Raw genomic sequence first — 15,297 nt, forward strand, 5'->3', positions numbered from 1 at the left:
GAACCGCCTACTTTCGCATGATCACGGGTTCGTGCCGGCGCAGCAGCCGGGCGACCAGCACCCCGAGGACGAGGCTCAGCACCGCCAGCATCCCCACGTCCAGCAGCCACGTGCTGAGGGAGTGCTCGAACAGCGGATCGGCCGTCTTCTCGCCCGGCACGATCCGTCCGATGCCGATGGTGGCTCCCATCGCCCCGAACGCCCACCGCGACGGCACCAGCCACGCCAGCTGCTCGATGACCAGCGAGCCGCTGATCGTCAGGAGCCCGCCGCAGAACACCACCTGGACGATCGCGAGGAGCACCAGCAGCGGCATGGTGACCTCCTCCTTGCGCACCAGCGCGGACACGAACAGCCCGAGCATCATCGCCGTGAAGGCCAGCAGTGCCACGGCGACCACGATCTCCACGAGCGGCGGCATCAGCACGCCCTCGCCGCGCGGGGCGTTCAGCGGCACGCCGATGAGTGCCACCAGCGTCAGCACGACGGCCTGGACGACCGTGATCGTGCCGAGCACCACCACCTTGGACATCAGGTACGCCGATCTGGACAGGCCGACGGCTCTCTCCCGGCGGTAGATGGTCCGCTCCTTGACCAGCTCCCGCACCGCGTTGGCGGCACCCGTCAGGACCCCGCCCACGCACAGGATGAGCAGGACGTTCATCGTCGACTCGGGCCCGAGGCGGCCCTCCGACAGGGCCCGGGCCATCGCGCCCATGACGAACGGCAGCGCGATCATGATGGCGAGGAAGGTCCGGTCGGCACCGAGCGCGGACGCGTACCGCCGTACGAGCGTACGCAGCTGGGCGCCCCAGCTCTGCGCCTTCGGTGGCGGCTCGGGTACGACATCGGCGGCGGCGCCGTCACCGTCGCCCGACGGCTGCGGCGGCCGCCGCATGGCTCCCGCGATGTACCGCTGGTGGAAGGCGGAGGCGCGGTACCGGCCCGCCCAGTCGTGGTCGCGGTCGTTCTCGAACGCCTCGAACGCCTCGGGCCACTGCGCGAACCCGAAGAAGCCGAGCGCGTCGCCGGGCGGTCCGTAGTACGCGATCCGCCCGCCGGGGGCGAGGACCAGCAGCCGGTCGCACACGTCGAGGCTCAGCACGCTGTGCGTGACGACGATGACCGTACGGCCGTCGTCGGCGAGCCCGCGCAGCATGTGCATCACCGACCGGTCCATGCCCGGGTCGAGACCGGAGGTCGGCTCGTCGAGGAAGAGCAGCGACGGCTTCGTCAGCAGCTCCAGGGCGACGCTGACCCGCTTGCGCTGGCCGCCGGAGAGGCTGTGGATCGGCTGCCCCGCCCGCTGCTCCAGGCCCAGTTCGCGGATGACCTCCTCCACGCGCGCCCGCCGCTCGGCCTTCGCCGTGTCCTCCGGGAACCGCAGCTCGGCGGCGTACGTCAGGGCGCGGCGCACGGTCAGCTGGAGGTGCAGGATGTCGTCCTGCGGTACGAGCCCGATGCGCTGGCGCAGCTCGGCGTAGTCGCGGTACAGGTCGCGCCCGTCGTACAGGACGGTGCCGTGGTCGGCGGGGCGCTGGCCGGTCAGTGCGTTGAGGAGGGTGGACTTGCCGGCGCCGCTCGGCCCGACGACGGCGAGCAGGGCCTTCTCGCCGACGGGGAAGGTGACCTCGTCGAGGAGCGTCTTGCGGCCGTGGTCGACCGTGACGGACAGGTCCTGGACGTCGAGGGAGACCTCGCCGGTGTCGGTGAACTCCACCAGCTGGTCGCCGACCAGACAGAACGCCGAGTGCCCGATGCCGACGATGTCGTCGGGCGTCACCCGTGCCCGGGCCACCCGCCGCCCGTTGAGGAACGTGCCGTTGTGGCTGCCGGTGTCGTGGATCCAGTACGTGCCGTCCGGGTGCGCCTCCAGCTCGGCGTGCCGGCGCGAGACCGTCAGGTCGTCGACCACCAGGTCGTTGTCGGGGGCGCGCCCGATGCGCACCGTGCGCGCGGTGGGCAGGGGGCGCACGGAGGTGGGCTGCCGGAAGGTGCCGGTCGCGGCGGGCATCGAGACGGAGGACGGCCGGGCCAGGGGCGGGGCCGCCGACGACCCCCGCGCCGCGGGCCCGCGGGGCGCCGATCCGTGCGGTGACAGCACGGCGCACGGACCCTCGGAGGGGTGCCCGAACCGGATGACGCTGCCGGGGCCCACCTCCCACACGCGTACGCGCCCGCCCTCGGTGAAGGTGCCGTTGGTGCTGCCGTCGTCGTGCACGGTCCAGTGGCCGCCGTCGGCGCGCAACTCCGCGTGGTGCCACGAGATCCGGGCGTCGTGGAGCACGATGTCGCTGGTGGGGTCGCGCCCGACGCGGTAGACCCGGCCGGGGGTCATGACGGTGCTGTCCCCGTCGATGTCGAGGACCAGCTCGGGTGCGGTGGGCGCGAAAGGCCGCTTTCCCATAGGGGAATTTTATCGTTCTGCGCCGGTATGCGCAGATCGGTGGACTGCCAGCAGGAGCCGTGCCGCCTCCCGTGCCTCGCGAGCGGGCGCGGACGAGCCCGTGAGGGCGGCCGTGGTGATGGCGCCCTCGGCGAGCAGCGCGAGGTGCGCGCCGGCCGCCGGGGCGGCCCCCGCCTCCGCCACCAGGTCGTCGATCTGCCGCCGGAACGCCTCCTTGTGGGCGCGCGCCGCCCGGGCGACCTCGGGCGAGGTGCCCAGCTCGCCGAAGGAGTTGACGAACGCGCAGCCGCGGAAGCCCGGTTCTTCGAACCACCGCTCCAGCCAGTCGAAGACCGCCGGCAGCCGGACGTCCGGCGAGCCGTCCGCGCCGCCCGCACCGTCCACGTACGCCGCGAGCGCGCTCCGCCAGCGGGCGTCGCGCCGCAGCAGGTACGCCTCCACGAGCGTGGCCTTCGAGGGGAAGAGCTGGTACAGCCGTCGCAGGGTCACGCCGGACGCGGAGCGGACGGCGTCCATCCCGACGGCCTGGATGCCCCGCCCGTAGAACAGCTCTTCGGCGGCGTCGAGGACGCGCGTACGGGCGGCTTCGTCGTCCATCGCTCCACTCCCTGTGCCTTCCTGGGTCCCTTGTGTGAGAACCACCGTTCTCGTAGGGTACCGAACGAGGTGAGAACGATCGTTCTCACGCGAGAGGAGACCGCCGTGCGCCCGCCCCTGCCGCCGTTCACCGAGGAGACCGCCCGCCTGAAGGTGCAGCTCGCCGAGGACGCCTGGAACACGCGCGACCCCGAGAAAGTGGCCCTCGCCTACACCCCGGACTCCGAGTGGCGCAACCGCGACCGGTTCATCAACGGCCGCGAGGAGATCGTCGCCTTCCTGACCGACAAGTGGCAGCGCGAGCTCGGCTACCGGCTCCGCAAGGAGCTGTGGGCGTACACGGACGACCGGATCGCCGTCCGCTTCGCGTACGAGTACCACGACGCCGACGGCCGGTGGTTCCGCGCGTACGGCAACGAGAACTGGGAGTTCGACGAGCACGGCCTGATGTGCAAGCGCTACGCGAGCATCAACGACCTGCCCATCACCGCGGCCGAGCGCCGTATCGCGCACACCGCCGAATGACCCGTCCGGCGGGATTCGGTCCGCCGCTCCTGGGAACGCGGAACAGCACACACCGCACACCATGCGCGTACTCGGCGCGTACCCCGCGCCGACCGGACGTTCAGGAGTAAGGACCACCATGACCGACGACCCCGTCACCCGCCACCCCCGGCCCGACTTCCCCGACCAGGAGCAGCCCCACCCCGGGTGGACCGAGGCGATGACGCCGCGGCCGGACCACGGCGAGGACTCGTACCGCGGCAGCGGACAGCTGACGGACCGGGCCGCCGTCGTCACCGGCGGCGACTCCGGCATCGGCAGGGCCGTCTGCCTCGCGTACGCGCGTGAGGGCGCCGACGTGCTCTTCACCCACCTCCCCGAGGAGCTCGACGAGGCCCGCGAGACCACCCGCCTGATCGAGGCGGCCGGGCGCAAGGCCGTCGCCGTGGAGTGCGACATCAGGGACGAGGACCATTGCCGCGGCCTGATCGAGCGCGCCGCCGCCGAGTTCGGCCGCATCGACGTCCTGGTGAACAACGCCGCCTTCCAGATGGCTCAGCCCGACGGGATCGAGGCCATCACGACGGAGCAGTTCGACCGGGTGATGAAGACCAACCTCTACGGCATGTTCTGGCTCACCAAGATGGCGCTCCCGCACATGCCGAAGGGTGGCTGCGTCATCAACACGACCTCCGTGCAGGCGTACCAACCGAGCCCGCCCCTGCTCGACTACGCCATGACGAAGGGCGCCATCGTCACCTTCACGCAGGGGCTCGCGCAGATGCTCGCCCCGCGCGGCATCCGCGTCAACGCCGTGGCCCCCGGCCCGGTCTGGACGCCGCTGATCCCCGCGACCATGCCGGAGACCGCCGAGTTCGGCAAGCAGGCACCCCTCGGACGCGCGGCCCAGCCCGTCGAGATGGCGCCCGCGTACGTCTTCCTCGCCTCGCCGAGCGCGAGCTACATCACCGCCGAGGTTGTCAACGCCACCGGAGGTACGCCCCTTCCGTGATACGCCCCGCCCGAGAAGCGTGGCATCGCGTCCGCTGGGAGACGGCCACGGTCGGCGGTTCCGTGCGCCGGGCCCTCACCGGGCCCGGACCCGAGCGGGACCTGGCCGTCCAGTCGCTCAAGGCCGCCGGGGCCGCCATTCTCGCCTGGGCCGTCGCCGGCTGGTGGTGGAAGGCGCCGCTCGCGCTGATGGCACCCTGGACGGCCGTCGCGCTCGTCCAGAGCACCGTCTACCGGTCCGTCCGCACCGGTCTGCAGCAGGTGGTCCTCATCGCGGCCGGAACCGTGGTCGCCGCCGCGGCGGTCGGCCTCACCGGCGACACCATGGCGGCCATGGCCCTGGCCCTGCCCGTCACCGTGCTGCTCGGCAACTACCCGCGCTTCGGCGACCAGGGCCTGTACGCCTCCACCACAGCGCTGTTCGTGCTCGTGTACGGGGCGTACACGGGCTTCGACATCCTGCACCGGCTGCTGGAGACGCTCCTCGGCGCCGTCATCGGAATCGGCGTGAACGCGCTGATCCTGCCGCCCGTGCACCTGCGCGACGCCCGGGACTCGCTGTGCCGACTGCCCCGCGAGGGTGCCGACCTGTTGCGCACCATGGCCGACGAGATCCGGCACGGCCACGACCGCAGCCAGGCCCAGGAGTGGCACCGCCGCGCCCGCCGGCTCACCGGTCGCCTCGCCGCGCTGCGCGACGCCCGCACCTGGACCCGCGAGAGCCTCCGCTTCAACCCGGTCCCCCGCATCCGCCGGCAGGCCCCACCCGACCTGCCGTCCACCGAGTGGGACGCCGCGTGGGAACGCGTCGCCGACCACCTGACCTCCCTCACCGCGCTGCTCGCCGAGGCGGCGGGCGAACGGCCGCGGTTCGCCCCGCCGCCGGACGACGTCCTCGCCGACGTACCGCCCCTGCTGCAGGCCCTGGCGGACGTGTGCGAGACCGACTGCGCCGCCCTGAGCCGGCCGGCCGGGCCCGCCCCGGACCGGCGGGACCGCGACGAGGCGATGGACCGCGCCTGGGAGGCCCACCACCGGCTCAAGGCCCGGCTCGCCGAGCAGGCCGGGCGGGACGGCGAGACCGCCACCTCGGTCGGCGGCCTCACCGCCGAGACTCGCCAGCTGCTGCACGACCTGGAGAACGCACGTGTCCACTGACCCGCCCTCCGCTCGCGTTGCGGGGCCGCCCCCCGCGCGGGAGGGTCGGGTCAGCGACCGCGAGGAAGAGGAACACAGCCATGCCCATCGCGACGGTGAACCCCGCCACCGGCGAGACGCTGAAGACCTTCGACGCACTCGACGACGCCGGTATCGACCGGCGCGTGGCCGCCGCCGAGGCGGCCTTCCGCGACTACCGCACCACCTCCTTCGCCGACCGCGCCCGCCTGCTCCGGCGCGCCGCCGACCTGCTGGAGGAGGACCAGGCGGACATCGCCCGCACCCTCACCACCGAGATGGGCAAGCCCATCGGCGCCGCCCGCGCCGAGGCCGCCAAGTGCGTCAAGGCCATGCGCTGGTACGCCGACCACGCCGAGCGGCTCCTCGCCGACGAGCACCCGCCCGAGGCGGACGTCCGGGACGCCGGCGCCGCCACCGCCCGCGTCCACTACCGGCCCCTCGGGCCCGTACTCGCCGTCATGCCGTGGAACTTCCCGCTCTGGCAGGTCGTCCGGTTCGCCGCGCCCGCCCTCATGGCCGGCAACACCGGCCTCCTCAAGCACGCCTCCAACGTGCCGCAGACCGCCCTCTACCTGGAGGACCTCTTCCGCCGCGCCGGCTACCCCGAGGGCTGCTTCCAGACCCTGCTGATCGGCTCGCGCGCCGTCGAACGCGTCCTGCGCGACCCGCGCGTCGCCGCCGCCACCCTCACCGGCAGCGAACCGGCCGGCCGCTCCGTCGCCTCCATCGCGGGCGACGAGATCAAGAAGACCGTCCTGGAGCTCGGCGGCAGCGACCCGTACATCGTGATGCCCTCCGCCGACGTCGAGAAGGCCGCCACCACCGCCGTCACCGCCCGCGCCCAGAACAACGGCCAGTCATGCATCGCCGCCAAGCGGTTCATCGTCCACACGGACGTCTACGACGCCTTCGCCGAGCGCTTCACGGCCGGCATGGCGGCGCTCCGCGTGGGCGACCCGATGGACGAGTCCACCGACGTCGGCCCGCTCGCCAGCGAAGCGGGCCGCGACGGCCTGGCGGAGCTCGTCGACGACGCCGTACGCGCCGGAGCCACCGTCCTGTGCGGCGGCCGGCGCCCCGAGGGCCTGGCCGACCGGGGCTGGTACTACGCCCCGACGGTGCTCACGGACATCACCCCAAAGATGCGCATCCACCAGGAGGAGACCTTCGGCCCCGTCGCCACGCTCTACCGCGTCGCGGACCTCGACGAGGCCGTACGCCTCGCCAACGACACCTACTTCGGGCTCAGTTCCAACGTCTGGACCCGCGACGAGCAGGAGCTGCGGCGCTTCGTCCGCGACCTGGAGGCGGGCGGCGTGTACGTCAACGGCATGACCGCCTCGCACCCCGCGCTGCCGTTCGGCGGCGTCAAGCGCTCCGGGTACGGCCGCGAACTGTCCGGCCACGGCATCAAGGAGTTCTGCAACGCCACCACCGTGTGGCAGGCGGCCTGACCGGTCACAGCGGCTGCACGACCTCGTCCGCGGGCGGCGGGCCCGGCGGCGTACCGTCGCCGAAGGGCCGGCCGCCCAGCTCCTCGCGGTGGTGCGGGGCGCGCCAGCCGCGCAGGTCGGGGCCGCGCGGCACGATCCGCGTCGGGTTGATGTCCTGGTGGACCTGGTAGTAGTGCCGCTTGATGTGGTCGAAGTCGACCGTGTCGCCGAACCCCGGCGTCTGGAACAGGTCCCGCGCGTACGCCCACAGCACCCGGTCCTCGGTCAGCTTGTTGCGGTTGCACTTGAAGTGGCCGTGGTACACCGCGTCGAACCGCACCAGCGTGGTGAACAGCCGGATGTCCGCCTCCGTGATCGTGTCGCCCACCAGGTACCGCTGCCCGGCCAGGTGCTCCGAGACCTGGTCGAGCCGCGCGAACAGCCGCGCGTACGCCGCGTCGTACTTCTCCTGGCGCTTGGCGAAACCCGCTTCGTACACGCCGTTGTTGACGTCCCGGTAGATGCCGTCCATCCGCTCGTCGATCTCGTCGCGCAGCGCCTCCGGGTACAGGTCGGGCGCTCCGGGCCGGTGCAGGGCGCGCCACTCGGTCGCCAGGTCCAGCGTGATGCGCTGGTAGTCGTTGGTCACCAGCGCGCCGCCGGCCACGTCGACGACCGCCGGGACGCTGACCCCGCCGTCGTACCCCTCCTCCCGCGCCTGGTACGCCTCGCTCAGGAAGCGGATCCCGAGCACCGGGTCCCGGCCGTCCGGGTCCAGGGTGAACCGCCAGCTCCGCTCGTCCTGGATCGGATCGACCACCGCCAGCGACAGGGCGTCCTCCAGCCCCAGCAGCCGCCGTGCCACCAGGGCGCGGCTCGCCCAGGGACAGGCGCGGCTGACGACCAGCCGGTAGCGGCCGGCCTCGACGGGCCAGCCGTCCCGGCCGTCGGCGGTGATCCGGTCCGTGAAGTGGCTCGCGGAACGCGTCCACTCGGCGGATTGCTGCACGGTCGCCCACCCTTCCTCGTCCTGACGGCGTACGTCGCGTACGCGAAGGGACGGGTACCCGCGCCACCCCGCGGGCTATCGCGCCGTCACCCCTGCGGGGCTCCCCGAACCGTCGGCGGGCGCCCGCAGCGCCGGGACCGGCTCACGGCGGCGCTCACCCGGCTGGAAGTGGAGGATGATCAGGCGGGCGCCCGGCGCGGCCAGCGGCTGCGCGGCGCACAGGGTCACCCACCCGGGGCCGAGCTCGGAGTGGCGTAAGGGCCGTTCGTCGCCGTCCAGCCGGATGCGGCTGCTCGCCGACTCGTAGATCGGCGCCGCCACCGGGTCGGCCAGCACGTCCCGCACGATGCCGCGCAGCGTCCGGTTGCCCGGGTCGGCGGCGAGCGCCACCCGCAGTTGCGGCAGCACCATCGGGGCCCACGCCGTCTCCCAGTCCGCCAGCACGGTCCGGGCCTCCGGTTCGACCGCCATCCACCGCATGGTGTTGGCGGGGACCTCACGCCGGGGGAAGACCCTTGCCATGTGGGCGTTGTGGGCGAGCATGTTCCACGAGCGGTCGCTGATGTACGCCATGTGGGAGAAGCCGTCCAGCACCGTCTGCCACACGCCCGGGATCTCCTCGCCCGACCGGGAGTTGAGCGGATGCGGCGGATCCTGGCCGAGGGCGTACCGCCACAGCGCGACCCACTCCTGCTCGGTCATGTTGAACAGCCGCGCCACGTCGTGCAGCAGGCCCACCGGCGGGTTGGTGTACCGGCCCGACTCCAGCCGGCCGTACGTGTCCGGCGCGCGGTGCAGGAGCTGGTCGATCTGCGCCTGGGACAGGCCGGGAGCCCGCCGTCCCTGCCGGGTCGGGCGGGACAGCCCGTGGCTCTCCGGCTTGATCATCGCGCGGCGCTCGCGCAGCAGGCAGCGCAGTGCCACCTTGTCCATGCGGTTCTTCCCCCAAGGTTCCCGGAATTCCTGGTCAGCCTGTACGTGGTGAGGCGGTCCGGTGACCGCGTCCCGGGTACGGGCGGCGGCCGGAAACGGTGCGGGCCCGGTGCGGGCGTCGCGGCGTACGGGCTGGTGCATGGGGTGCGTCCGTTCATGGGCATACGGCGGTTCTGCGGCTCGGCGAGGGCCCGCGCCCGCGCGGCGGGAGCGGGGGAGGGGCGCACGGGTACGCTGACCCGTCGGACGCCGACGATCAAGCGCCTGGGGGGTGCGTACCTGCGCACGGCGCACACACGCATCCGCACCGGGCCGTCACAGGGGCCTTCGACGGGGTCCTTCGACGGGGGCAGGGGGAGACGGGTGGGAGACAGGGCCAGGCACGCGAACGGAAACGAGGGCGAGGGCGACGGCGCGGTGGCGGACGGGACGACGGTGCTGTCGGCCGCCGCCAGGGAGCTGTACGCCCGCGTCACCCGCGGCGAGCGCGTCGAGGACGCGGACGCCGACGCCCTGCGGGAACTGACGGACTGGCGCCTGGTCGCCCTCGACCCGGAGGGCGCGCGGGCGCCGATCGCCCTGGACCCGCAGGAGGCGGGCCGCAGGCTCCTCGACGACGAGCTGCGCGCCCTGGCCGTCCGGGCGGCCCGGATGGCCGAGATACCCGGCCTCGCCGACGAGCTCGGCGTGCACTTCGAGCGCGCCAAGTGGCGCTCCGGCGCCAGCAGCGAGTTCCTCGCCGAACCGGAGGAGGTCGACGCCCGCATCGGGCAGGCCGTCAGCCGCGCCGAGACCGAACTGCTGATCGCGCGGCCCTGCGGCCCGCACAGCCCCGAGCTCGTCGAGAGCACCATGGCGCGCGAGGCCGGTGCGCTCGCCCGCGGTGTGCGGGTGCACACGCTCTACCACGACAGCGAGCGGGACGACCCCGCGAGCCGCGGGTGGGTGACCGCCATGACCGCGAAGGGAGCCCGGTTCCGCACCCTCGCCGCCCCCTTCCAGCAGTGCGTCGTCGTCGACCGCCGCCAGGCCTTCATCCCGGACCACGTCGACAACTACAGCCCCGGTCACGCGGCGTGGCACGTCGGCGACCGGGCGCTGGTCGCCTTCCTCGCCGAGGGCTTCACGGACGCCTGGCGCCGTGCCGACGTCTGGCACGGTGACCTCGGGGGAGCCGAGGGCGAGGGACCCTGCGGCAGCGGTGGGGCCGGCGGTACCGCAGGGGCGGGCGGCGGGCTCACCCGGCGCCAGCGCGAGATCCTGAACGACACGGCCGCCGGCATCGACCAGCGCATCACCGCCCGCCGCCTGGGCATCGGCCTGCGCACCCTCAGCAAGGAGCTCGGGCACCTCCGGGACCGCTGGGGCGTGCCGACGCTCGCCGCCCTCGCCTACCAGTGGGCCCTCTCCGCCGAGCGGCGGGGGACGGGCCGCGACGAGGGCGGCCGCGGCTCCGCGACGTGATCGCTTTTTCACCGAAGAACCTTCAGAAGAAATATCCCCGGATGTACGGCATCCTGAGCGGGGTCGGCCGGGCCGCCCGCACAGGGCGCCACCGGTCCGCGAAAGCCGCTATTACGGGGGGCGTTACCCGCGCCTCATGCCGGAACCGGGCAGCGCAGGGCACGGGCAGCGTGCCCTGCCGGGCATCGCGTGGGTACCGCAAGGTCGCTGCCAGGGCCTTGGCGGAACGCAGGGGATCACCCTCGTCTCGTTACACCCCCCGTGATAGGGCGTCACTCCTCCGGAGCCTCTCGGGCCCCTGGGCCTCCGTGCTCCCCCGTGCCTCCCGTGCCTCCCGGCCTAAGGGGCCTCTCCGCCGTCTTCGCCGTCTTCCGGCGCCGGCTCGAACCACACGTCACCCTGCCACTCCGCGTGCGCCAGCCGCCCCCCGTCCGGTACGTCATGGGGAGCGGGCATACCCACCCGCCGCGTGCGCAGCGTGACGCGCGCGGGGATGTACTCCAGGAACGACCGGGCGAACCACGGGTGCACCTCGTTCCGCGTGGCGAGCAGCAGGTGGATGCCGAGCCTCCCGCCCGTCCGCGCCGCCCGCAGCAGCACGCTGCTCAGCTCCGGCTGCCGGGGCAGGATCTCCGTCACCTCGTCCACCGCGACCACCAGGCGCGGCAGGGCGGGCATCCCCGGCTCGGCGCTCCGCCGCGCCTCGTACGCCGCGATGTCCGGGCACTCGGCCGACGCCAGCGCGTCCTCCCGGACCCCCAGTTCGGCGACGAGCCTCTCGCGCAGGTCCAGCGCCCGGGACGGCACGTCCGACAGCCCCAGGGCGGCGCCGCTCACCGCCGGGTCGGCGTACCGCTCGAGGCCGCTGCGGCCGGTGAAGTCGGCGAGCAGCAGACGCAGGCCGTCCGCCGGGTTGCGCCGGGTCAGCTGGCTCAGCACGGTGTCCAGGAACTCCCGCCGGCCCGCGTCCAGAGCGCCCTGGCACAGCATGTGCGGGCCGCTGCCGTCGGACTCGGGGCCGGCCATGTCCACCCGCACCGGCCGGCCGGACGCGCTCCGGCCGAGGGTGACGCGCAGCCGGTGCCGGTGCGGCACCTCGCGGCGCGCGATCTCGTTCAGGGCGCGCAGGACCTCCTCGGCGGTGGGGCGCCGCGCCGGAACCGGCTCGACGCAGTCGAGCAGGACGTGGGTGAGCCGCGCGCCGGCGACCGGCGCCTCCTCCCGTCCGCCCTCGCGCCGGGCGCCCGCCCTGCCACCGGAGGCGGCCGCGAGCAGGATCGCGCCCATGGAGTACACGTCGGAGGCCGGGGTCGGCGGCACCGAGTGGTGCGCCAGCTCGGGCGCCTGGTAGGGCCCCGGCCGGGCGAAGACCCTCCGGTGCCTGCTCGGCCGGCCCGCCACGGTCGCGGTCAGCCAGCCGGTGATCCGCACCTCCCGGCCCGCGATCAGCACGAACCCCGGTACCAGCGAGCCGTGCACCAGCCCCTTGCGGTGCGCCGTGACCAGCCCGTTCGCGAACTGGCGGGCTATGGCGAGCAGGCCGTCCTCGTGCAGGGGCCCGTAGCGGCGGACGAACGCCGTCAGGCCGGGTGCGGGCCCGGGCACCTCCTCGTCGTCCAGGGCACACTCGACGGCCACCCACGGCCGGGCACCGTCCACGTGGCGGGCGACCAGCCGGGGCGCATGGACGCCGGCCATCCGGTTCAGCGCGATGACCTCCCGGGCGACCAGGTCGGTCTCGCGCAGCGCGGGAGCCTCCGGCCTGCGGATCACCACGGGGACGCCCTCGCCGTCCACCGCGAGGTACATTCCGATCCCGGTCCACCCCCGCCGGTGCTCCGCGAACACCCGGTAGGGCAGCGCGCCGGCTCCGGCGAAGCGCGGGTCGCCGACGCGTACGGGCACCCAGTCCGCGCCCGTCAGACGGAGCCGCACGCCCGGCGGGACCGGGAGTTCCTCCTGGCCGTCCGGACGGGGCGGCGGCTCGGGGGCGGCCGCTGTCCCGGTCGCCGGAGCCGGCGCCGCCACCCCGAGCCTGCGCATCACCCGCTCGTCCACCCACCCGAACGGACGCGGCCCGTCCACCGCCACCCGCTCCGGTCCCTCCGGATGCGGCAGCCAGGCGGGGAAGTCGGCCGAGGAACGGACGAGTTGGGCCAGCCGCGCCGTCACCGCCCGGGTGGTCCGCACCAGTTCGGTGGGCGGAACGGTGCCGAGCAGGATCCGCCGCGTGTCCTCGCGGAAGTCGAACTCCCGCTGGTGCGGCAGGCTGCGCGCCCCCTCCTCGTCCCGGTGCATGAGCCCGCCCAGGAACACCTCCGCCAGGTGGCTGGTGTCCACTGCCGGGGTCATGGCACCCTGCACCAGCCGCATCACCGGCACCGGCAGCGGCGCCACCGCCGCCAGGTGCGCGGCCAGCCGGTACGCCTCCGGGGACGCCGCCTCCCGGAACCGCAGCACCGCATCCGGGGACGCCTCCCCACCCGCGCGTACGGGCGTGCCGCCGCCCCCCGGCGGCGTACCGCCGGCGTGCGTCCCGGGCCGCGCCAGCAGCGGCAGGACGGCGCTGCCCCCGGGCGAGCCGACCAGCGCCGCCCAGGTGCCGACCGACTCGGGCGTCGCCTCCAGCACCGGCACCGGGATCCCGTCGAACGGGGCCAGTTCGGGCGGCAGCACCGGGTCCGCGATCTGCCACGAGCCGCCCGCCGCGCCCCGGCGGCGCGTGGTGACCTTCCACCGCTCGGCCCGGATGCCGGAGCCGTCCCACAGCCGCGGCGGCAGCACCTGGAGCACCGCGGCCGGTCCGGTCGCCGCCGCCCGCTCCAGCGCGGCGTGCATCCGGCCGTCGCGCCACGCCGCGCCCACACCGTCGCTCACCACGAGCAGCAGCGTGTTCCCGGACGGGTCGCCGACGGTGGACAGCGACAGCGTGGCGGGCCCGTCACCGAAGGGGCGGTGGCGCAGCCGCGGGCCACCCGGGCTCCGGCTGTCCAGGCCGAAGACGCGGATGTCGCGGAACGCCCCGCTCCGCTCCATCAGCACCCGTACCTCGGCCGCCAGCCGCTGCCACAGCAGCATGGACACGCCGTCGTCGACGAGCAGCACTAGGTCGAGCCAGCGCGTCACGGCCGGCCGCACCACCGCGTCCGGCAGCCCCGTCTCGGCCATCACCGCGACCGTGGCCGGCACGTCCAGCTCCCACCGCAGCGCGTCCGGACGCCGGTGCCGCAGCGGCCGCAGCGCCCGGCCGAGACGCAACTCGGCGCCGCCCAGCGCCTTCTCGCCCGGAGCGCGTACGGGCATCGCCGGGACCTCGGCCGCGGAGCGCTCCCGCCGCGCCGCCGGAACGGGCGCGGCGTGCAGGGCCCCGGCCCCGCCCGGCGCCCCGGACGGCTCGCGACCCCCCGACGGCCCGGAAGGCTCCGGCGGCTCGCCGGACGGCCCGGCCCGGTCCGGATTCCGCGGCTCCGGTCCGCGCGAGGGCTCAGCGGCGGGCGGCGGACCGGCCACGCCGGGAAGCGGACCCGCGGGCGTCGCCGCGGACGGCAGCCGGGCCGCCAACCACAGCGCGTCCAGCAGCTCCTCGGCCGACAGCTCCGCCCCGCAGTCCGCCAGGACGTCCCGCACCCGCTCCAGCACCGGTCACACCGTCCCGCCGAGCCGGTGCAGCACGGCGTCCAGCAGCCCGTCGGCGTCCAGGTCCACACCGCCCCGGCGCAGGAAGACCGCGTTCAGCAGCTGGTCGGTGGCGAGTTCGCCGCGCGCCCGGCGGGCGAGGAAGGCGCGCATGAGGTCGTCGACGCCCTCCAGACCGGAGGCACCGGAGCCGTCGCCGTTCCCGGCGCCCGCCGCGTCCAGGTGTGCCCGGACGATCGCGCGCAGCCGCTCCTCGTCGGGCTCCGGCAGGTCGAGCCGTACGCAGCGGCGCAGGAAGGCGGGCGGGAAGTCCCGCTCGCCGTTGCTGGTGATGACGACGACCGGGAACTCCGCACAGCACACCCGGCCCCGTACGACCTCGGTCCAGGAGTGCGGATCGGCCGTCATCACCCGCACCCGGGCCTGCTCCTCGGGCAGCCGGGCCAGCTCGGGGATCTCGAACTCGCCCTCCTCGAAGACGTTCAGCAGGTCGTTGGGCAGGTCGACGTCACCCTTGTCGAGCTCGTCGACGAGCAGCACCCGGGGCCGGCCGGACGGCACGAGCGCGGTGCCGAGCGGACCGAGGCGCACGTACGAGCCGATGCCGGGACCCTCGTCCGGCGCGCCGTCCCCGTCGAGGTCGCGGTCGCGCCGCAGGTTCGTCTCGCGCAGCCGGCCGATCGCGTCGTACCGGTAGAGCGCGTCCTGGAGCGTCGTACGGCTGTTGACCGGCCAGTGCAGCACGCGCCCGAGCGACAGTTCGTGGGAGATGGCGTGCGCCAGCGAGGACTTGCCCGTGCCGGGCTGCCCGGTGACCAGCAGGGGCCGCCGCAGCAGCAGGGCGGCGTTGACGACGTCCGCCTCGGCCGGGCCGATCAGGTACGGCCGCGGGCGGCGCGGCGCGCCGTCCGCCGCGCCGCGGAACCGCCGCCACGGGGGCGCCTCGGGGAACGCGGGCGTACGGGGCCGCCCGTCGCCCCGGAACAGCCGCCACGCCTCGGCGCCGCCGTCGCCCTCTTCGCGTCCCGTGCCGGGACCGTTCACCGTCATCAGCCGTTCGCTTCCGTTCCGTTCCATGTCATGAGGGGTGCCATGAGGCGTGCCATGAGAGGTGTCATGCGGGG

General features: G+C 74.4%; 11 protein-coding genes. 5 read left to right on the top strand and 6 right to left on the bottom strand.

Going from position 1 to position 15,297, the window contains the following annotated elements; all coding sequences use genetic code 11:
* Positions 1 to 7 precede the first annotated feature (7 nt).
* Both ABZX67_RS26020 and ABZX67_RS26025 read right to left on the bottom strand, forming a co-directional pair.
* A complete protein-coding gene (locus tag ABZX67_RS26020; RefSeq protein WP_355364474.1) occupies positions 8 to 2,407 on the bottom strand; it encodes an FHA domain-containing protein in 2,400 nt (799 codons plus the stop codon).
* A 9-nt stretch (positions 2,408 to 2,416) separates the two neighbouring features.
* Entirely contained in the window at positions 2,417 to 3,004 is a 588-nt protein-coding gene (locus ABZX67_RS26025) for a TetR/AcrR family transcriptional regulator (RefSeq protein WP_355364477.1), read from the bottom strand.
* 105 nt (positions 3,005 to 3,109) lie between these two features.
* Here ABZX67_RS26025 and ABZX67_RS26030 point away from each other — a divergent pair, with 105 nt between their 5' ends.
* From ABZX67_RS26030 to ABZX67_RS26045, 4 genes are all read left to right on the top strand, one after another.
* A complete protein-coding gene (locus ABZX67_RS26030; RefSeq protein ID WP_355364480.1) occupies positions 3,110 to 3,529 on the top strand; it encodes a nuclear transport factor 2 family protein in 420 nt (139 codons plus the stop codon).
* 118 nt (positions 3,530 to 3,647) lie between these two features.
* Positions 3,648 to 4,520: an SDR family oxidoreductase gene (locus ABZX67_RS26035; protein ID WP_355364483.1), complete on the top strand. Its 873-nt coding sequence runs from the start codon at positions 3,648 to 3,650 to the stop codon at positions 4,518 to 4,520.
* Complete coding sequence (locus ABZX67_RS26040) at positions 4,517 to 5,677, top strand: aromatic acid exporter family protein (RefSeq protein WP_355364486.1); 1,161 nt, start codon at positions 4,517 to 4,519, stop codon at positions 5,675 to 5,677. The genes ABZX67_RS26035 and ABZX67_RS26040 overlap by 4 nt, the downstream gene beginning before the upstream one ends.
* An 80-nt stretch (positions 5,678 to 5,757) precedes the next feature.
* Entirely contained in the window at positions 5,758 to 7,152 is a 1,395-nt protein-coding gene (locus tag ABZX67_RS26045) for an NADP-dependent succinic semialdehyde dehydrogenase (protein ID WP_355364489.1), read from the top strand.
* A gap of 4 nt (positions 7,153 to 7,156) precedes the next feature.
* Here ABZX67_RS26045 and ABZX67_RS26050 read toward each other — a convergent pair whose 3' ends face one another.
* Positions 7,157 to 8,140, bottom strand: coding sequence for a glutathione S-transferase C-terminal domain-containing protein (locus ABZX67_RS26050; protein WP_355364492.1), 984 nt, complete (start codon positions 8,138 to 8,140; stop codon positions 7,157 to 7,159).
* Positions 8,141 to 8,215: 75 nt separating this feature from the next.
* Positions 8,216 to 9,073: a helix-turn-helix domain-containing protein gene (locus tag ABZX67_RS26055; protein ID WP_355364495.1), complete on the bottom strand. Its 858-nt coding sequence runs from the start codon at positions 9,071 to 9,073 to the stop codon at positions 8,216 to 8,218.
* Between the two features lie 363 nt (positions 9,074 to 9,436).
* Between ABZX67_RS26055 and ABZX67_RS26060 the strand changes: the two genes are divergently transcribed.
* Complete coding sequence (locus ABZX67_RS26060; RefSeq protein ID WP_355364498.1) at positions 9,437 to 10,537, top strand: hypothetical protein; 1,101 nt, start codon at positions 9,437 to 9,439, stop codon at positions 10,535 to 10,537.
* A gap of 339 nt (positions 10,538 to 10,876) precedes the next feature.
* On the opposite strand, the gene ABZX67_RS26065 is transcribed toward ABZX67_RS26060, so the two are convergent.
* Complete coding sequence (locus ABZX67_RS26065) at positions 10,877 to 14,176, bottom strand: SAV_2336 N-terminal domain-related protein (RefSeq protein WP_355364501.1); 3,300 nt, start codon at positions 14,174 to 14,176, stop codon at positions 10,877 to 10,879.
* Positions 14,177 to 14,179: 3 nt separating this feature from the next.
* Complete coding sequence (locus ABZX67_RS26070; RefSeq protein WP_355364579.1) at positions 14,180 to 15,223, bottom strand: AAA family ATPase; 1,044 nt, start codon at positions 15,221 to 15,223, stop codon at positions 14,180 to 14,182.
* Positions 15,224 to 15,297 lie beyond the last annotated feature (74 nt).

Source organism: Streptomyces sp. NPDC003036 (genome assembly GCF_040611175.1).
Classification (GTDB): Bacteria; Actinomycetota; Actinomycetes; order Streptomycetales; family Streptomycetaceae; genus Streptomyces.